The organism is Kushneria sp. AK178 (assembly GCF_053903105.1).
The window spans coordinates 3,334,092-3,351,899 of sequence record NZ_CP096381.1 but is presented as its reverse complement, the minus strand read 5'-3'; the positions used below and the strand labels follow the sequence as shown (position 1 = coordinate 3,351,899).

Here is a 17,808-nt window from a genome sequence, read left to right as displayed (position 1 = left end):
GAAAGAGGGATGCCGCCTGTGATCAATGCTCGAAAAACACCGTCTCGCGGGCGCCCTGCAGATGAATGTCGAAGCGATAGACCCCATCTGCCTCGCACCGGGCCAATAGGGTCGCACGGCGCTCGGCGGGTACACCGGCCAGCACCGGGTCAGTATCGTTGTCTTCATCCTCGAAATAGAGCCGGGTGGCCAGCGTATGCAGCAGACCGCGGGCCATCAGGTGCACCGCGATGTGCGGGGCCTCTTCGCCCTGGCCGCCGGGCTTGAGCGTGGCCACCGAGAAGCTGCCGTCCTCCCGGGTGGCGATACGGCCGAAGCCGTCAAAATCGGCCCGGGCGGCGTCGGTATGAAAGTGCCCTGTGCCGTCGGGCTGCCAGAGCTCCAGCATGGCATCGTTGACCGGCGCGCCGGCGCCGTCGAGCAGCCGTCCTTCAATTCGAATGCGCCGGCCCGGGGGCAGATCGTCACCCCGGATCAGGGCAATATCGCCCTCGGGCAGCAGCGCCTCGTGGAAAAAGGGACCGACGGTCTGCGTGCCGGTGGGTAGATGCACCGTCCGGGCATGCATTTCATGCTCGGCCTGCATGATCTCCTGCGGCGTCGGGGTGTGCTCAGGGGGCTTGCGGTGGGTCATGGGATTACTCCAGCGGAGTGCCGTGGGGGCCCAGAAACATGTCAAAGCGATAACCCAGGGCCTCGCCGGGAATATCGAAGCGCCGGTCATAGCGGGCAACCATCAGCTCGCGCACGCGCCGGTCGGGGTTGGCCATGAAGATCGGGTCGATGGCCAGAAGCGGGTCGCCGGGGAAATACATCTGCGTGATCAGGCGCTGGGAGAAAGCAGCGCCCAGCACCGAGAAATGCACATGCGCCGGGCGCCAGCCGTTGAAGTGATTGCCCCACGGATAGGCGCCGGGCGCGATGGTAATAAAGCGGTAATACCCCCGTGCATCGGTGAGGGTGCGACCGGCGCCGGAAAAGTTGGGGTCCAGCGGCGCCGGATGCTGATCCTTTTTGTGGGTATAGCGCCCCGAGGCGTTGGCCTGCCACAGCTCGATGAGCGCGTGGGGCACCGGCCGGCCGTCGGTAGTGCGTACCTGCCCGGCAATCACGATCTTCTGGCCCAGCGGGGCGCCGTCATGCTGGACGGTCAGGTCGCTATCCTCGCGCCCGAGGTTGTGATGGCCGTAGACCGGCGCGGTGCGCTCGGCCAGCCCGCCGCGGGTAATGATGAGGTTGTTGCGGGGCCCGCGCAGGCGCGTGGACTGGTAGGCGTCAAAGACCTGCGGGGGCTGGTGCTGTTCTACCGGGCCATTGAGTTCCGGATTGAAACCGTCATCGGAATCGACGGGCATGGTGACGTCATCCTTGTTATTGATCGCCCCAGCCGTGCTGGCGGGCCAGTGAAAACGCGTGGTTGGCGGCCGGGACGCCGGCATAGGTCGCCACATGCGTCAGGACCTGACGCAGCTCCGCCTGTGTGACGCCGGTGCGATGGGCCGCTTTCAGGTGCAGGGTCAGCTCGCCGTCACGGCCCAGCGCGGCCAGAATCGCCAGCGTGATCATGCTGCGCTGGGTGACCGACAGCGTCTCATCGCCCCACAGCTCGCCCCAGGCGGTGCGGGTGATCAGGGACTGAAAGGGCATGTCCAGTTCGGTGGCACCGGCCAGCGAGCGCGCCACGTGGTCAGGACCCAGCACCCGGCGGCGCACTTCCAGACCCGCCTCGAAGCTGACCCCCTCCTGACGCGGCGTCAGCGGCTCGCGCAGTGCCGTGTGCAGATGATCCGCCATGGCCTCGGGCGCCTCGACGGCGGGCACGTGGCCGACGTCGTCCAGCAGGATCACGGGCGCTTCATCGAGCAGCTGGCCCAGCGCCATCAGACCCGCCGGCGGGGTGGCCGGATCGTCCCGACCGCCCAGCAGGGTCAGCGGCGGCAGTACCGCTGCCAGGTCGTCGCGCGAGATGGCAAAGCCTGCCAGCGCCTCGCAGAGCCGGGCGTAGCTTTCGCCGTCGCTTCGGGCGAGCTGGTCCGTCCAGCCCTCGACCAGGTCGATGGAAGCCGAATGTGTGGCCGGGGAGAACCAGCGTTCGGCAATGCCGGCGGCCATGGCGGGCAGGCCGTCGCATCGAACGCGCCCGGCGCGGTCATGCCAGGCCTGCGGCGTGGCGAGGGTGGCACCGGTGCTGGTCAGCACCAGCCGGTTCAAACGCTGGGGTGCATGGCGCAGCAGGGTCTGACCGATGGCGGCACCGATCGAGATGCCCACGAAGTGAAAGCGCTCGGCGCCGACCGCTCCGGCCAGCGCCAGGGCGTCATCGGCCAGATCTTCAAGGGTCACGGGCGCCGTGATGCCAGCGCTGGCGCCGTGACCGGGCAGATCCCAGCTCAATACCCGAAAATGGGGCGTCAACCAAGAGATGAGCTCATCCCAGATGCCCTGATGCATGCCCAGCGGATGCGCCAGCATCAAAAGCGGTGCGGCCTCGGGGCCGGTCAGGCGCCAGGCAATCCGGCGCTGATGTCGTGAGAGAAAACGCATGAAGATCTCGCAGATAAAGGCGGCGATGGCAACCAGCAATGCCCGCCCGCGATCAGGGGACTTCTGCATTCTGGTGGGGGCGGTCAGCAACAGGTGTGCCGATGTGCGCCTGTCAGCCGCAAATACACGCCCGTTAGACGATTGTTGCCCGGGGGAAGGTCGGAAAGTCTTACGACCCCTCAGACAGGCGCCGGAAAGACGGTAGAAGTGGCCGGCCGGAGTATGGTGGCCGGCGCAGCGCTATCGGGACAGGTGGCCAAGCACTCGCTGGATCTGCGCATGACTGCTGCCGGTATCCGTCTCGCTATCCGCCGGCACAGTCATGGCAAGGTTGCGCGCCATGGCCTCACCGTGGACCTCCAGCCCTTCCAGCGTCACGACAAGCTGCTCGAGCGCGCCTTCAAGAAGCTGCTGGGTCTCGATCAGCGCCGCCCATTCGCTGTGCCATTCGCCGGCGGCGCGCTCCAGCGGCTGGCTGGCGGCATGGAGAACCGTGGTGACATGACCGTGAATGCGCCGGCGGGCGGTGCGGATCAGGGTGCAGCGCACGGGATTGCGCTTGTGGGCCATGGAGGAGGAGCCACCCACACCCTCACCGGCAGGCTCGGAAAGTTCCTGAAGCTCGCTCTGGGCCAGCAGGATGATGTCGCCGGCAATCTTGTCGGCGGCGACGGCCAGGCCGTCAAGGGCCGTGATCAGGGCATGAATCGGCTGGCGGTTGGTGTGCCAGGGCAGCAGGGGCGCGCGAAGGCCCAGCCGCTGGGCCAGCGTCGCCATGACTGTCAGACCGTCAGGCAGGCCGCCGTGCACGCCCACAGGGCCGCCGAACTGGACCGGCAGACCGGCCGCATTGATGTCGGCCAGTCGGCCGCGCGCCTCCTCCAGCTGCACGGCCCACTGCGCGGCGCGTACGCCAAGGGTGGTGGGCAGCGCCTGCTGCATCAGGGTGCGACCGATCATGAGGGTGTCAGCGTGGGCGCGCATCAATGCCGCCAGCGCGTCCAGACTGCGCTCGACCAGCGCCAGCAGTACCGGCAGCCGCTGCGCGCTGAGCTGCATCAGGGCCGTATCGAGCACGTCCTGGCTGGTGGCGCCGTAATGGCACCACTGTCGCAGCGTCCCGGGCAGCGCGGCCTTCGCCTGCTGCACAAACGGTATTGCGGCGTTGCCGCCCAGCACTGTATCGGCCTCAAGCGCGGCGGTATCGAATACCGCCGGCGTCAGACGCTGCGCCATCTCCCGGTGCGTCCCGGCCGGAACGATGTCGTGGTGCTCTTCGCTGTCGGCCAGCGCCAGCTCAAAGGCCAGCATGGCCTTGACCAGCGCCGGGGTATCAAAGTGCTCAAGCGCCGCCCGGCTCATGAAGGGGTGCTGTAACAGCTCGCGTGACATGACGCCTCCTGACGCTTGAATCGATTGCCGGATCAGTGCTGCCGAGCGTCTGCCTCGGGCATAAAGCGCGGCTTCAGAACGCCGTCGAGCTCACTGTAGGGAATGGTCAGCGTCGGCTGGCCAATGGCCTGGGGCCCCAGGGTATGGACGCCGTAGGTGACGGCCATGGCGTCGTTCAGCGGGGCGGCATTGTCGCTGGGCGAGAACGGCCAGTTGATGGGATCAAGCGTCTGCCCCGCCTCGCTGTTTTTCTGCCAGTCCTGCCACGAATTTTTCAGCGCTGCCTCGAACGCCGGCTTCTCGCCTTCCTGCAGCATGTCGTCCAGCGTCACGACCTGACGGGTATTTTCATCGATGACCATGTAATCGGTCCCCGGCAGGCCGTGGGCGCCGCCGGTCATGACGTAGCTCTGCAGCTCGAGAATCAGCAGATCGTCGTGACGGCTGACCTCCTGTGCCTCGAGGCTGGCATGGTAGCGGCTCGGGTTGTCCGTCTCCTCGCTGGCCCGGGCGCTCTGATCGAAAAAGCTCTCGGCGTAGGCATCCACCGTGGTCGGTAGCGCGTCTTCATCCACGCCCGAATCGCTGACCGGATGGCCCATGCGGACCAGACGTTGCTCAATCTCGCGGGAGAGCGATGGGGCGCTGTCGAACTCGATCATCCGGATCTCGACGCTGGCACAGTCGTCGCCCTCGCAGTCCGGTGCCGTGATGGTGCGGTTGACGAGCGTGGGCGAGAGGCCCTCCTGCCGATGCTCCGTGTCGGTTGAGTCGGCAGTGGTGGAGACGTTGTTTCGGGCACTGTCCTGGTCATCCACGCTCTGGTCGTCAGCGGTCTGATCGCAGGCGGCAAGCGTCATTAACAGGGCCGGTACGGCCAGCCAGCGATAGCGTATCGAGGTCATCATGGGACATCCCTTTCGTGACGGAAGAGTGAAAAAACGGTCGTTCAGGGCGCCGGCGCCGCTGCGCCGCGATAGTGGCTGCGCCAGTAGCGGTTATCAAGGGTGGCCATGCTGACCTGGCGCCCGCTGCCCGGGGCGTGGATCATCCGGTTGTTGCCCATGTAGATGCCGACGTGGCTGACGCTGCCTCCGGAGCCGAAAAACATCAGATCCCCCGGGCGGGCGCGGTCGATGTGCTCGAGCGCGTCAAACTGCTGCTGCGAGGTGCGCGGAATCTCGATGCCGGCGGCCATGAGGCTTGCCTGGGTCAGGCCACTGCAGTCCATGCCGGCCGGTGTGGTGCCGCCGTACTTGTAGGGCGTACCCAGCGCGTCACGGGCGTGATTCATCACCAATACCCGCTCGATGGAGAGATCCTGCTGCTCGGAGATCGGCCCCGCCATGTCACTGGTCTGCATGTCAGGGGTGCCGGCACAGCCGGCCAGCCATAAAAGCGTGATCAGAACGGACGCATCACGCAGGCACCTGGTCGGCACTCGGGGGCGGGGAAGGGCGGCGGACAGGAGCATGGGCGGATTCCGGTAGGCAGCAAATGTCTCGATAGTAACCGCGAGCGGTGCCGCGTTTCGAGTCACCCGGCATAAAATCGTGCAGCGCCATGTTCGGGACGGGGGATGGCGGGATGAGGGGGCTGGTGACAGGCAAAAAAAACCCGACGGCAGGCCGAAACCGTCGGGTCTGCGCCACTCGAGAAGATGACGCGAAAAGGGTCATACCGGTTAGAAGCGGTAGCTGATGCCGCTCATGATGACGACCGGGTCGATATCCAGGTGCGTCTTGTAGCTTTCGCCGCCGGCGCGGGCGGTGACATTGGAGTCGATGTCGAGATACCAGGCGGCGGCGTTGATGGCCCAGTGGTCACTGATCAGCAGATCGACGCCGACCTGACCGGCCCAGCCCCAGGAGCTGTCCATGTCCATGCTGGCGCCATCAATATTGACGTCTTCCGACGAAAAGCGCGTGTAGTTGACGCCGGCGCCGACGTAGGGCTGTACGCGGGCATCGGTGCCGCCCAGCGGGTAGTACTGCAGCGTCAGCGTCGGCGGCAGATGCTTGACCGAGCCGCCGTTGTCACTGTCCAGGTTGAAGTCATGCTTGAAGCGCTGCGCGGCCAGAAGCTCCACGCCCCACTGGTCGAGGAAGCGATAGCCGAAGGTGATCGCAAAGCCGCGGCCGTCCTTGACGTCGACCTTGTCCACGCCCAGTGAATCGTAATCACCGTTGTCATCCTTTGGTGACACCTTGGCAAGACCGGCGCGGGTAAAGAAATCGCCCTGGCCATAGGTGGATTCGGCGGCCTGGGCCGTGCCCACGGTAGCTCCGAGTGCCAGAGCGGCGATGGAAATAAGCGGCAGCGCGCGCATGTGCATGGTTCCCCTGAACGGATTTTTTCGGTGTGATTCGGGTTCCCCTCAGGCAGCCAGCACCTGACCCGATCCCGTTGAATGGTGTGAAACCATTGTGCCGGCGAACGCTGTTTGTTTATTGACGCATGTCAAAAGAGGTGTGACGGATTGTTTCGGTACGCTGGACGCGCGCGCCCATTCGCGCCATGGTCAGGGCGTACGGATCGATCGATCCCTGAACATCGCAGGAACAGGACACCCCATGAGCAACGACACCCCCCTTCTGAACGACCAGTCGCTCGAGTTTCTCGAACGCTACCTCAACAACGCCTCGCCCACCGGCTATGAGTGGGAAGGCCAGAAACTGTGGATGGACTATCTGCGTCCGTGGGTCGATGAGTTCTTCACCGACACCTACGGCACCGCGGTCGGCGTGATCAATCCCGACGCCGACTACAAGGTGGTCATCGAAGGGCACGCCGACGAGATCAGCTGGTATGTGAACTACATCTCCGACGAAGGGCTGCTCTATGTGATCCGCAACGGCGGCAGCGACCATCAGATCGCGCCCTCCAAGCGGGTCAATATTCATACGAAAAATGGCATCGTCGAGGGCGTGTTCGGCTGGCCGGCGATCCATACCCGCCGCAGCCCGGGCAGTGAGGAGCAGGCGCCCAAGCCCGACAACATCTTTATCGACGTGGGCTGTGACAACAAGGAAGAGGTCGAAAATCTCGGCGTGCACGTCGGCTGCGTGATCACCTATCCGGACACCTTCAGCATCCTCAACGGCAACAAATACGTCTGCCGCGCGCTGGACAACCGCATGGGCGGCTTCATGATTGCCGAGGTGGCGCGCCTGCTGAAAGAGAGCGGCAAGACGCTGGACTTCGGCCTCTACATCGTCAACTCGGTGCAGGAAGAGGTGGGCCTGCGTGGCGCGCAGATGATCGCCGAGCGCATCCGCCCGGACGTGGCGATCGTCACGGACGTGACCCACGACACCCACACGCCGATGATCGATCCCAAGAAGGAAGGCAGCAACAAGATGGGCGCCGGCCCGGTGATTGCCTGGGCCCCGGCGGTGCAGAACCGTCTGCGCGAGCGCATTCTCGAAGTGGCCGAGAAGGGCGACATTCCCTTCCAGCGCGTTGCCAAGTCACGCGCCACCGGCACCGACACCGATTCGTTCGCCTACAGCCACACCGGGGTGGCCTCGGCGCTGATCTCGCTGCCGCTGCGCTACATGCACACCACGGTCGAAATGGTGCAGCGCGAGGACGTCGAAAACGTCATCCGCCTGATCCACGACACGCTGTTGAACATCCAGGCCGGCGAGACGTTCAGCTACTTTGAGTGAGCGCTTCACGGGGCATCAGTGACATGATGCCCCTGTGTGTCAGTACGGATATCACTTTCGGGAGTCATCATGACCACCTTTACCGAGAAGGCCCCGGGCGTGGCCGAGGAAATCCCCACGGCCGCGGCGGGCTTTACGCTCAACCATTCGATGGTGCGTATCAAGGACCCGGAGCGGGCCCTGCATTTTTACACCCACGTGTTCGGCATGCGCCTGTTGCGCAAGCTCGACTTTCCCGAGCTGCAGTTCACGCTCTATTTCCTGACCCAGCTCTCGCCGGAAGATAACGTGCCGGAAGACCCGGATGAGCGCACGGTGTGGACCTTCAGCCAGCGCGGGCTGCTGGAGCTGACCCATAACTGGGGCACCGAGGACGACCCGGAGTTTGCCTATCACAACGGCAACTCGGACCCGCAGGGCTACGGCCATATCTGCTTCAATGTGCCCAATCTGGAAAGCGCCGAGACCTGGTTCGAGGACATGGGGGTCGAGTTCATCAAGCGTGCCAATGACGGCAGGATGAAAAACGTGGTCTTCGTGAAGGACCCGGACGGCTACTGGATCGAGGTGATCCAGGCCGACCTGATGGCCGGCGCCGGGCAGTAACGCCCGACGCCGATCGGATTTTGGACACCGTCGGGCCCCGGGGATCAGCCGGGGGTCGGGCCGTTGGGCGTTCCCTGCTCCACAGGGGCGTCCTTTGGCGTCCGGGTCAGCGTCGTTTCATCAGAAGGGACGTCGTGATTATTTTGCGCCTGCTCGCCGTGCAGGCTGTTGCGATCCGGCATCGTCACGCGCCTGCGCGGGAAGGCGTCCGCGCAGGCGCAGGTGCAGATATTTCAGACGACCGTGCAGGATCACGGCTGCAGCCATCGCCGCCACGGCCAAGGGCCAGCGGGACAGGTGAGTCCCCGGGGAATCGGTGTGTCCGGCATGCACCTCTTCTGTCGTCATCCGGCATCGGTATTGTCTTGATCCTGATACAGGATCGCGACCTTCGTAGCATTATTGCATTCCCATAATGTGGGATTGGTGTTTGCATGTTGGGATATGGTCGATTTAGGCGTAGACTGATGTCATGACATCCTCTTCCGCCGCGCAGCCGGCCGGTGCCCAGACCCTGATGCGCGGTCTCGCCGTCATCGACGCCGTGGCCGATGGCCATCACGACCTGGCCGCCATCGGCGAGCGTATCCGGTGCACGCGCAGCACCACCCACCGGCTGGTGTCGGCGCTGGTTCATGCGGGCTATCTGCGCCAGAGCCCTCAGGGCTATCGGCTCGGTCTGAAGCTGGCCACGCTGGGCGTGCGCGCCCATGAACAGATGCCGCTGGCCACGCTGGCCCGCCCGGTCATCGAGGCGCTGGCGCGCGCCTGCGGGGACAGCGTGCATCTGGGCGTTCGTGAGGGTGACGACGTGGTCTATCTCGACAAGATCGACGGCTCGCGCGGGCTGGAGATGCGCTCGCGCCCCGGGCTGCGCCTGCCGCTGGCGCTGACCGGCGTGGGGCGGGCGCTGATGCTCGATCTCGATGAGCCACAGTGGCAGCGGCTCTACACCCGGGCCGTTGATCATCACGCGCGCCAGAGCGAGGCGCCGGTGGCGGGGCTGGCGCCGCTGGTGCCGCCGGACTGGTCCGAGTATCGAACGCGGCTGCTCGATTATCAAAGGACGGGCGTCGTACTGGATCTCGAGGACAACGAGCGCGGCATTCGCTGCGTGGCCGCGCCGGTACGCGATGAGCAGGGCAGGATTGCGGCGGCCATCAGTATCGCCAGCGCCACGCCCTGGATGTCGGATGCCCGCCTCACCGAGCTGGCCCCCATGGTTCGCGACGCCGCCGCACAGCTCTCGGACCGGATCGCTCGATCCGAGCTTCACTCCGACCCTGCCCTTTCTTCACCTGCGGGAGCCTTTCATGACTGACACCTCTGCGCGACTGATCGCGCTCGACTGGGGCACCTCCTCACTGCGCGCCTGGCTGCTCGATGACCAGGGCCGGGTGCTCGACAGTCGCCACGAGCCCTGGGGCATTCTGCATACGCCCGACAATGACTTTGCCCGGGCCTATCAGGCGGTGGTGGGTGAATGGCGTGATGCCTACCCCGACCTGCCGGCGCTGGCCTGCGGCATGATCGGCAGCCGCGGCGGCTGGCATGAAGTGCCCTACGTGACGGCCCCGGCCGACGCCGAGGCCATTGCCAATGGGCTGGTCATCATCGATACCGGCATCGACCGGCTCTCGCTGGTGCCCGGCGTCATGCAGCACAGCGATGCGGGCACCGGCGCGCTGCCCAATGTCATGCGCGGCGAGGAGACCCAGCTGCTGGGCGTCATGGCCCGCTATCCGGCGCTTGCGCGGGAGTCGCTTTTGATCATGCCGGGCACTCACAGCAAGTGGGCGCGGATCGAGGATGAGCGCCTCGAGGCGTTCACCACCCACATGACCGGCGAGCTCTATGCCGTGCTGCGCGAACACTCGATCCTGGGGCGGCCGGCGCTGGAATGTCAGGAAGATGTTACTGACGCGGCCAGCCAGCAGGCCTTCGATGAAGGGCTTGCCAATGCCCGGGGTGCCGGCAGCGCCGGGCTGTCGGGGCAGCTTTTCAGCGTGCGCAGCCGCGTGCTGGCCGATGAGCTCTCGCCCGCGGCAAGTCTGGCCTATCTTTCGGGGCTTCTGATCGGCGAAGAGGTGCGCAGCGCGACGGCCGCGCTGGGCAAAACGTCCCGTCCGACGCTGGCGCTGATCGGTGATGACGCCCTGTGCCGGCGCTACGTCCGGGCGCTGTCACATTTTGAATGCCACGATGTCGAGACCATTAATGACGCCAGCATCAGCGGGCTGATGGGCATTGCCCGTCAGGCCGGTCTGATGGCCCCGGCCTGATGGCCCTGATGACCTGACAAGGAGCACACCATGCTGAATCAGTATCTGGAGACCCTGCCGCTGATCGCGATCCTGCGCGGTATCACCCAGGAGGAGATCGAGCCCGTCGGCCAGGCCCTGTATGACGCCGGCTTTCGCATCATGGAGATTCCGCTCAACTCGCCCGAGCCGCTGGAGAGCATCGTGCGGCTGGACCGGGCGCTGGGGGAGCAGTGCCTGATCGGCGCCGGTACGGTCACCCGCGTGCAGCAGGTCCGTGACGTGGCCCATGCCGGCGGCAGACTCGTGGTCTCGCCGCACGGCGATACCCGCATCGTTCAATCCACCAAAGCCGCGGGGCTGGTCAGCGCGCCGGGCGTGGCCACGCCGACCGAGGCCTTCGCCGCGCTCAACGCCGGCGCCGATGCGCTCAAGATGTTCCCCGCCGAGCAGCTGGGGCCGAAGGTGATCAAGGCCTGGCGCGCCGTGCTGCCGCCCGAGGTGGCGCTGCTGCCGGTGGGCGGCATTACGCCGGACAACATGCAGGACTTTGTCGATGCCGGCGCCGGCGGTTTCGGGCTGGGCTCGGCGCTCTACAAGCCCGGCATGAGCGCCGAAGAAGTGGGCCGCAACGCCCGCGCCTTTCGTGATGCCTGGCAGGCGCTCAAGCGCTGAACCGCCTCCTGTTTGATCCTCTTTTGACCATGAACTGCCGAGTACTGTCATGAAAATTACCCGACTGGAAACCTTCATCGTGCCGCCGCGCTGGTGCTTTCTGAAAATCGAGACCGACGAGGGCGTGGTCGGCTGGGGCGAGCCGGTCGTCGAGGGGCGTGCCCATACCGTGGCGGCGGCGGTGGATGAGCTGGCCGACTATCTGATTGGCAAGGACCCGCGGCACATCGAGGACCACTGGACGGTGATGTATCGCGGCGGGTTCTATCGCGGCGGCGCCATCCACATGAGCGCGCTGGCCGGCATCGACCAGGCACTGTGGGACATCAAGGGCAAGGTGCTGGGCGTGCCGGTCCACGAGCTGCTGGGCGGGGCGGTGCGTGATCGCATCCGCGTCTACTCCTGGATCGGCGGCGACCGTCCGGGCGATACCGCGCGCATGGCGAAAGAACGCATGGACGGCGGCTTCACCGCCATCAAGATGAACGCCAGTGAAGAGATGCAGTTCATCGATACCTTCGACAAGGTCGACAGCGTCATTGCCAACGTGGCAGCGATTCGCGACGCGGTGGGTCCGCACTTCGGCATCGGGGTGGACTTCCACGGCCGCGTGCACAAGCCGATGGCGAAGGTGCTGATGAAGGAACTCGAGCCCTATCGACTGATGTTCGTCGAGGAGCCGGTGCTCAGCGAACACGCCGAGGCGTTGAAGGAGATCGCGCCGCTGTCCAACATCCCGATTGCCCTCGGTGAGCGGCTCTTCTCGCGCTGGGACTTCAAGCAGATTCTGGCCGGCGGCTACGTCGACATCATCCAGCCCGACCCGTCTCACTCCGGCGGCATTACCGAGACGCGCAAGATCGCCAACATGGCCGAGGCCTATGATGTGGCGCTTGCCCTGCACTGCCCGCTGGGGCCGATTGCACTCGCCGCCAATCTGCAGCTCGATGCCAACTGCTACAACGCCTTTATCCAGGAGCAGAGCCTGGGCATTCACTACAATCAGGGCAACGACCTGCTCGACTACGTCAAAAACCCGGAAGTGTTCGCCTACGAGGAGGGCTACGTGAAGATCCCGCAGGGCCCGGGGCTGGGCGTCGAGGTCAACGAAGAGTACGTGCGCGAGCGCGCTGAAATCGGCCATCGCTGGCGCAACCCGATCTGGCGCCACGCCGACGGCAGCTTTGCCGAGTGGTAGGCCGTTTGTCGGTCCGGGGGGCCGGCCGCGCTGAACCATCGTCAGGGCCGGGGGCGGAGTAGCGTTTGTGCCAAGCGCATCACGGGATGGCTCGGGTATGATGGGCGGTATCAGGCACGACCATGGCCCCGGAGGGGCGTTGTCACCGCGCCAGGATGCTGCGGTGGCGGTCGGTAAAGCACATTTTTGACGAAAGGACGGTTCTAGTGAAAATTGCAGTTGCAGGCACAGGCTATGTGGGCCTTTCCAACGCCATGCTGCTGGCGCAGCATCATGAAGTGGTCGCGGTCGATATCGTGCCCGAGAAGGTCGAACGCCTCAATCAGGGCGAGTCGCCCATCGAGGATGCGGAGATCTCGGATTTTCTGGCCCACCGTGCGCTGAATTTCACTGCCACACTGGACAAGGAAGCGGCCTATCGCGACGCGGCGTATGTCATCATCGCCACGCCCACCGATTACGATCCCCAGACCAACTACTTCAACACCAAAAGCGTCGAGTCGGTCATCGATGACGTCATGGCGATCAATCCTGACGCCGTGATGGTGATCAAGTCCACCGTCCCGGTAGGGTATACCCGCGATGCGGTCGAGCGCTTCGGCACGCAGAACCTGATGTTCTCGCCGGAGTTTCTGCGCGAGGGCAAGGCGCTGTATGACAATCTGCACCCCTCGCGCATCATCGTCGGCGAGCGCTCCGAGCGCGCCGAGCAGTTTGCCGACATGCTCAAGGCGGGCGCGGTCAAGCAGGACATCCCCACCCTGCTGGTCGACAGCACCGAAGCCGAGGCGATCAAGCTCTTTTCCAACACGTACCTGGCCATGCGCGTGGCGTATTTCAACGAGCTTGATACCTACGCCGAGACCCACGGCCTCAACGCCCGGCAGATCATCGATGGCGTGGGCCTCGATCCGCGCATCGGCGATCACTACAACAACCCGAGCTTCGGCTACGGCGGCTACTGCCTGCCCAAGGACACCCGGCAGCTGCTGGCCAACTATCAGAACGTGCCCAACAATCTGATCCAGGCGATCGTGGATGCCAACCGCACCCGCAAGGACTTCGTGGCCGAGGCGATCCTGCGTCGCCAGCCGAAGGTGGTCGGTGTCTATCGGCTGGTGATGAAAAGCGGCTCCGACAACTTCCGCGCCAGTGCCATGCAGGGTGTGATGAAGCGCATCAAGGCCAAGGGCATCGAGGTCATTGTCTATGAGCCGAACCTGGCGGAGGAGGAGTTTTTCAACTCCCGCGTCATCAAGGACTTCGAGGCGTTCAAGGCGGAATCCGATGTCATCGTCGCCAACCGCATGCTGCCCGAGCTCGAGGACGTCAAGGACAAGATCTACACCCGCGATCTGTTCAACACCGACTAATCCTGTTGAGTCGCCGGCTTGTCATGAAAACCATCCTTCGGGATGGTTTTTTTATGTCTGTTTAAGTCAATGCCTGTTGCGCCTCACATGCGAATAGTTATCAAATGCATGGTATTGACGTTAAGTGGTAACGCCGTGTCCTCACCGGCCCCAACGGCCGTTGGCGGCAGGACACAAACAGCACGGGATCCCGGCGCCGCACGGCGTCGGGCATGAACAATGACAGGGTTCAGGGCAATGACAAGGGAACGGGTTTTCGGGCACCGACTGATGCAGCGTGTTGCCGGCAGTGTCGTGACGGGAAGCGTGGTCGTCACCGGCGTGGCATACGCGGCTGAACAGAATGAGCGTCTCGATACCATCACGGTGACCAGCACAGCGATCGAGACCGCCGGTAACATGCCGCCGCCGGCCTATGCCGGAGGCCAGGTGGCTCAGGGCGGGCGACTCGGCATTCTGGGGGAACAGGATGCGATGAACGTGCCGTTCAGCGTCATCGGCTATACCGATGAACTGATCGAGAATCAGCAGGCCGATACGGTCGGCGATGTGCTGCAAAACGATGCTTCGGTCACGGTCGGCACCGGTTTTGGCAACTACTCGGAGTCGTTCAAGATTCGCGGGTTTGATCTCTATAACGACGATATCTCGTTTGGCGGTCTCTATGGTGTGCTGCCGCGCCAGATTATCGCCAGTGACATTGCCGGGCGCGTGGAGCTTTTCAAGGGGGCCAGCGCCTTTGCCAACGGCGTGCCGGCCGGTGGCACCGGCGTGGGCGGCTCGGTCAATATCGAGCCCAAACGCGCCACCGATGAGCCCATTAACCGGCTGTCGACCGGCTACACCAGCGATGGCTATATCGAATCCGGTGTGGATGTCGGGCGCCGCTTTGGCGAGGCCAACGAGTTCGGCGCTCGGCTGACGCTCAAGCGCGGGCGCGGTGATACGGCCATCGACGACGGCGAGCGTGACAACACTCTGGCGCTGCTGGGGCTCGATTATGACGGCGGTGACGACCGGCTCTCATTCGATCTGGGCCATCAGAAAACCGTGATCGATAGCGATCGCCTCAATCTGAGTCTCGGTGACAATGATGGTTCAGTGCCCGATGTACCTGATAGTGATGCCAACTATGTGCCGGGCTGGAACCACTCCAGTCTCGAAACCACCTTCGCCATGGCGCGCGGCGAGCATGATTTCAACGACGCCTGGACCGGCTACGCGGCGCTGGGTGGCAATCGGACCCATGAGCGCAGCCTGGCAGGGACGGTGACGCTGGCCGATGAGGACGGCAACGGCACTGTAGGCCAGCTGGATACGGCCTATCAGTCCGAGTCGCTGGCCAGTCAGATTGGACTGCGCGGCGAGCTGGAAACCGGTCCGGTCTCACATCAGCTCAATCTGGGCTATTCCAGCGTCTATTCGCGTCAGGATGTCGCCTATGAATACCCCGACACCGGGCTCTCTCCCGATCCCGCCACCAATCTATATGATCCGATTGCCGTCGATCAGCGCCCGGAAAACGTGGCCTTTGGCGATGTCGGCGATCCCGATACCACCGGTCGAACCTATAACAACGGCATGTCCCTTTCCGACACGCTGGGCTTTATCGACGATCGCCTGCTGCTGACGCTGGGCGCACGCTATCAGGAAATCGAGGTCAACAACTACAGCGCTCTGGATGGATCACGCAGCAGCCGATTCAGCGAATCCCGCGTCACGCCGATCTATGGACTGGTCTACAAGGCCACCGATAATATTTCGCTCTACGCCAATCATATCGAAGCACTCCAGGCCGGTAAGTCGGCACCCTTTACCAATGGCACTGCCAACGTCACCAATGCCGGTGACGTGCTGGGCATTGTGCGCTCCAGACAGGACGAGGTCGGCGCCAAGTTTGATTACGGCTCGATCGGCGGCGGTATCGCGCTGTTTCAGATCGAGCAGCCTCAGGTCGCCATCGACAGCACCAATACCGCAGGCTATGACGGCGAGCAGCGTAATCGTGGCCTCGAGGCCAGCGTCTACGGTGAGCCTTTAGAGGGTGTGCGTCTGCTGGGCAGTGCCACCTGGATGGACCCTGAGCTGCGCGATACCACGGGCGGCACCAACGATGGCAACGATGCCCCCGGAGTGGCCGGCTATCGATATGTGCTGGGCGGTGAGTGGGATCTGCCGAACGTGCAGAACCTGACTGCTACCGGGCGCGTGATCCGCACCGGCTCTCAATACGTTGATGATGCCAACAACCTGAAGGTGGACCCGTGGACGCGGCTGGATCTGGGTCTTCGCTACACCATGCCCTTCAATGACGGCAGTATGATCTGGCGCGCCAATATCGAGAATGTCACCGACGAAGAATACTGGGCGTCAGCAAGCACTACCGGCTCGCCAACCCTCTGGCAGGGTGAGCCACGCACCTTCAAGCTCTCCGCCACACTGGATTTTTAAGCCTTCACGTACGGCTGTCTCACGCCATCCGCCGGTCCTTTGTGGCCGGCGTTGTCATGTCGGGGGGGGCTTCCCTTGCCCCCGCCGAGGGCCTGACGCCTTCATTGGCCGACGGCGCGCGACATACAGTCATTACTGATAGTGATAATTAATTGTCGCGAACTGTAAGTTGCACCGCGCCTGCCGATAATTCATTACTTACATTAACCCGGGTCTGAAATGGGCAGGAGTAGAGGATGAAGTGGCTGACATCTTCCAGGGATCAGGAGGCCGTGCCTCGGATGCTGACCCAGCTCGAGCACGGAGAGACGATCACCTTTGACAGCGAGCGCCAGGCGCGCCGACTGCGGCCGATTGTCCGGCGGCTTGAAGCGCTGCTGGAGCAGTCGGACCCTGCGAGCGATGGGCAGACCGAAAAGGCGCTGGTGCAGCTGCAGCAGCGCTTTGATCTGATCAGCGACGTCACCCGTGATGGCGTGTGGGACATGCGGGTCTACGACGGCGATACGTCGAACCCGGATAACGAATTACAGTTTTCACAGCAGCTGCGTCGGCTGCTGGGCTTTCGTGATACCCAGGACTTTCCCAACGTGCTGGGCAGCTGGTCGGACCGGCTGCATCCCGAGGACAAGGAGCGCGTGCTCGAGGCCTTCGGGGCACACCTGAGGGATACGAGCGGGCGCACTCCCTTTGACATTCAATATCGAATAGCGACCCGCAGTGGTGAATATCGCTGGTTCAATGCTCAGGGAGATACCCTGCGTGATGAGGATGGCACCCCGCTGATCGTGGCCGGCTCGCTGCGCGACATTCATGACAGCGTGCTGCGCGAAGCCGAACTCGACAAGGTGGTCACCCGCTTTGAGCTCACCCAGGAAATGCTTAACGATGGCCTGTGGGATATCGAGGTCATCAACGGCGATCCGGCCAACCCTGCCAATCCCGTCTGGTGGGCCCCCCAGGTGCGTCGTCTGCTCGGCTTTGAGACCATCGAGGAGTTTCCCGATGTGCTGGAGAGCTGGACGAGCCGGCTGCACCCCGACGACAAGCAGGAGGCGGTCGGGGCACTCATCAAGCATGCCAACGACTACAGCGGTCGCACCCCCTACGACAGCACCTTTCGACTCAGACACAAAAATGGCGAGTATCGCTGGTTTCGCGGTCGCGGCCAGACCCGACGCGATGACCAGGGGCGTCCCCTGCGGGTCGTGGGGGCGCTGGTAGATGTCCAGATACAGCACGAGCAGCGACTGCTGGAAGACGTGCAACAGACTCAGCAGGCGCAGCTGGAGCGCACCCTGGCCGGGGTCGACGAGATCGTGTCGACCATCCAGCGCATCGCCGATCAGACCAACATCCTGTCGCTCAACGCCACCATCGAGGCCGCACGGGCCGGCGAGAGCGGACGCGGCTTTGCCGTGGTGGCCGGCGAGGTGCGCAAGCTGGCCAACGAGATTCATGACGCCACGCGCCGCGCCCGTGACATGGTCAACCGCACGTCGGCAGAGGATCAGACCGCCGGTCAAAAGCCGCAGACCATGGAGACCTGATCGGTCGGGTAGCGGTGTCTGCCTTTCGCCGGTCTCTCGAGGCCGGCGTTTTCATGTCCTGACGTCGATGGCCATGGTCGCTCCCGG

General features: G+C 64.0%; 16 protein-coding genes and 2 pseudogenes. 10 read left to right on the top strand and 8 right to left on the bottom strand.

From position 1 onward, the window contains the following. Positions 1 to 22: 22 nt before the first annotated feature. The 7 genes from pcaG to M1D97_RS15405 all read right to left on the bottom strand — a co-directional run bounded on the left by pcaG (position 23) and on the right by M1D97_RS15405 (position 6,265). Positions 23 to 634, bottom strand: coding sequence for a protocatechuate 3,4-dioxygenase subunit alpha (gene pcaG / locus M1D97_RS15435; protein WP_456268587.1), 612 nt, complete (start codon positions 632 to 634; stop codon positions 23 to 25). Between the two features lie 4 nt (positions 635 to 638). Then, the gene (gene pcaH, locus M1D97_RS15430) at positions 639 to 1,355 is read right to left on the bottom strand and encodes a protocatechuate 3,4-dioxygenase subunit beta (RefSeq protein WP_456268586.1); all 717 of its coding nucleotides are present in this window, start codon (positions 1,353 to 1,355) and stop codon (positions 639 to 641) included. Positions 1,356 to 1,371: 16 nt separating this feature from the next. Continuing rightward, entirely contained in the window at positions 1,372 to 2,613 is a 1,242-nt protein-coding gene (gene pcaDC / locus M1D97_RS15425) for a bifunctional 3-oxoadipate enol-lactonase/4-carboxymuconolactone decarboxylase PcaDC (RefSeq protein WP_456268585.1), read from the bottom strand. A gap of 171 nt (positions 2,614 to 2,784) precedes the next feature. Further along, positions 2,785 to 3,936 carry a lyase family protein gene (locus tag M1D97_RS15420; RefSeq protein WP_456268584.1) on the bottom strand — a complete coding sequence of 384 codons (1,152 nt, stop codon included), beginning with the start codon at positions 3,934 to 3,936 and terminating at the stop codon, positions 2,785 to 2,787. A gap of 32 nt (positions 3,937 to 3,968) precedes the next feature. Next, a complete protein-coding gene (locus M1D97_RS15415; RefSeq protein WP_456268583.1) occupies positions 3,969 to 4,844 on the bottom strand; it encodes a DUF3298 domain-containing protein in 876 nt (291 codons plus the stop codon). 41 nt (positions 4,845 to 4,885) lie between these two features. Next, entirely contained in the window at positions 4,886 to 5,410 is a 525-nt protein-coding gene (locus tag M1D97_RS15410; RefSeq protein WP_456268582.1) for a C40 family peptidase, read from the bottom strand. 210 nt (positions 5,411 to 5,620) lie between these two features. Next, positions 5,621 to 6,265, bottom strand: coding sequence for an OmpW/AlkL family protein (locus tag M1D97_RS15405; RefSeq protein ID WP_456268581.1), 645 nt, complete (start codon positions 6,263 to 6,265; stop codon positions 5,621 to 5,623). A gap of 244 nt (positions 6,266 to 6,509) precedes the next feature. Between M1D97_RS15405 and M1D97_RS15400 the strand changes: the two genes are divergently transcribed. Both M1D97_RS15400 and gloA read left to right on the top strand, forming a co-directional pair. Continuing rightward, positions 6,510 to 7,607 carry a M42 family metallopeptidase gene (locus M1D97_RS15400; protein WP_456268580.1) on the top strand — a complete coding sequence of 366 codons (1,098 nt, stop codon included), beginning with the start codon at positions 6,510 to 6,512 and terminating at the stop codon, positions 7,605 to 7,607. 69 nt (positions 7,608 to 7,676) lie between these two features. Beyond that, the gene (gene gloA / locus M1D97_RS15395; protein ID WP_456268579.1) at positions 7,677 to 8,213 is read left to right on the top strand and encodes a lactoylglutathione lyase; all 537 of its coding nucleotides are present in this window, start codon (positions 7,677 to 7,679) and stop codon (positions 8,211 to 8,213) included. A gap of 44 nt (positions 8,214 to 8,257) precedes the next feature. Here gloA and M1D97_RS15390 read toward each other — a convergent pair whose 3' ends face one another. Continuing rightward, positions 8,258 to 8,395, bottom strand: coding sequence for a hypothetical protein (locus M1D97_RS15390; RefSeq protein WP_456268578.1), 138 nt, complete (start codon positions 8,393 to 8,395; stop codon positions 8,258 to 8,260). 290 nt (positions 8,396 to 8,685) lie between these two features. Here M1D97_RS15390 and M1D97_RS15385 point away from each other — a divergent pair, with 290 nt between their 5' ends. The 8 genes and pseudogenes from M1D97_RS15385 to M1D97_RS15350 all read left to right on the top strand — a co-directional run. Then, positions 8,686 to 9,534, top strand: a complete 849-nt coding sequence (locus M1D97_RS15385) for an IclR family transcriptional regulator (RefSeq protein ID WP_456268577.1) — start codon at positions 8,686 to 8,688, stop codon at positions 9,532 to 9,534. Continuing rightward, a complete protein-coding gene (locus tag M1D97_RS15380) occupies positions 9,527 to 10,495 on the top strand; it encodes a 2-dehydro-3-deoxygalactonokinase (protein WP_456268576.1) in 969 nt (322 codons plus the stop codon). The genes M1D97_RS15385 and M1D97_RS15380 overlap by 8 nt, the downstream gene beginning before the upstream one ends. 30 nt (positions 10,496 to 10,525) lie before the next feature. Next, a complete protein-coding gene (locus M1D97_RS15375; RefSeq protein ID WP_456268575.1) occupies positions 10,526 to 11,149 on the top strand; it encodes a 2-dehydro-3-deoxy-6-phosphogalactonate aldolase in 624 nt (207 codons plus the stop codon). 49 nt (positions 11,150 to 11,198) lie between these two features. Then, positions 11,199 to 12,347 carry a galactonate dehydratase gene (dgoD, locus tag M1D97_RS15370; protein WP_456268574.1) on the top strand — a complete coding sequence of 383 codons (1,149 nt, stop codon included), beginning with the start codon at positions 11,199 to 11,201 and terminating at the stop codon, positions 12,345 to 12,347. A 206-nt stretch (positions 12,348 to 12,553) separates the two neighbouring features. Beyond that, a complete protein-coding gene (locus M1D97_RS15365; protein ID WP_456268573.1) occupies positions 12,554 to 13,720 on the top strand; it encodes a nucleotide sugar dehydrogenase in 1,167 nt (388 codons plus the stop codon). A 270-nt stretch (positions 13,721 to 13,990) separates the two neighbouring features. Continuing rightward, on the top strand, positions 13,991 to 16,171 hold the full coding sequence (locus M1D97_RS15360) for a TonB-dependent receptor (protein ID WP_456268572.1): 2,181 nt from the start codon (positions 13,991 to 13,993) through the stop codon (positions 16,169 to 16,171). A gap of 236 nt (positions 16,172 to 16,407) precedes the next feature. Further along, positions 16,408 to 17,346, top strand: a pseudogene (locus M1D97_RS15355) (PAS domain-containing protein); the annotation flags it as partial. A 33-nt stretch (positions 17,347 to 17,379) separates the two neighbouring features. Continuing rightward, a pseudogene (locus tag M1D97_RS15350) lies at positions 17,380 to 17,629 on the top strand (methyl-accepting chemotaxis protein); the annotation flags it as partial. Positions 17,630 to 17,808 lie beyond the last annotated feature (179 nt).

What these genes read in the sequence shown, in the direction of transcription:
- M1D97_RS15390 (WP_456268578.1), bottom strand. Translation starts at nt 8,395, where the DNA reads ATGCCGGATCGCAACAGCCTGCACGGCGAGCAGGCGCAAAATAATCAC.
- pcaH (WP_456268586.1), bottom strand. Translation starts at nt 1,355, where the DNA reads ATGCCCGTCGATTCCGATGACGGTTTCAATCCGGAACTCAATGGCCCG.
- gloA (WP_456268579.1), top strand. Translation starts at nt 7,677, where the DNA reads ATGACCACCTTTACCGAGAAGGCCCCGGGCGTGGCCGAGGAAATCCCC.
- M1D97_RS15410 (WP_456268582.1), bottom strand. Translation starts at nt 5,410, where the DNA reads ATGCTCCTGTCCGCCGCCCTTCCCCGCCCCCGAGTGCCGACCAGGTGC.
- M1D97_RS15360 (WP_456268572.1), top strand. Translation starts at nt 13,991, where the DNA reads ATGCAGCGTGTTGCCGGCAGTGTCGTGACGGGAAGCGTGGTCGTCACC.
- dgoD (WP_456268574.1), top strand. Translation starts at nt 11,199, where the DNA reads ATGAAAATTACCCGACTGGAAACCTTCATCGTGCCGCCGCGCTGGTGC.
- M1D97_RS15380 (WP_456268576.1), top strand. Translation starts at nt 9,527, where the DNA reads ATGACTGACACCTCTGCGCGACTGATCGCGCTCGACTGGGGCACCTCC.
- M1D97_RS15415 (WP_456268583.1), bottom strand. Translation starts at nt 4,844, where the DNA reads ATGATGACCTCGATACGCTATCGCTGGCTGGCCGTACCGGCCCTGTTA.
- M1D97_RS15405 (WP_456268581.1), bottom strand. Translation starts at nt 6,265, where the DNA reads ATGCGCGCGCTGCCGCTTATTTCCATCGCCGCTCTGGCACTCGGAGCT.
- pcaG (WP_456268587.1), bottom strand. Translation starts at nt 634, where the DNA reads ATGACCCACCGCAAGCCCCCTGAGCACACCCCGACGCCGCAGGAGATC.
- M1D97_RS15420 (WP_456268584.1), bottom strand. Translation starts at nt 3,936, where the DNA reads ATGTCACGCGAGCTGTTACAGCACCCCTTCATGAGCCGGGCGGCGCTT.
- pcaDC (WP_456268585.1), bottom strand. Translation starts at nt 2,613, where the DNA reads ATGCAGAAGTCCCCTGATCGCGGGCGGGCATTGCTGGTTGCCATCGCC.
- M1D97_RS15385 (WP_456268577.1), top strand. Translation starts at nt 8,686, where the DNA reads ATGACATCCTCTTCCGCCGCGCAGCCGGCCGGTGCCCAGACCCTGATG.
- M1D97_RS15400 (WP_456268580.1), top strand. Translation starts at nt 6,510, where the DNA reads ATGAGCAACGACACCCCCCTTCTGAACGACCAGTCGCTCGAGTTTCTC.
- M1D97_RS15375 (WP_456268575.1), top strand. Translation starts at nt 10,526, where the DNA reads ATGCTGAATCAGTATCTGGAGACCCTGCCGCTGATCGCGATCCTGCGC.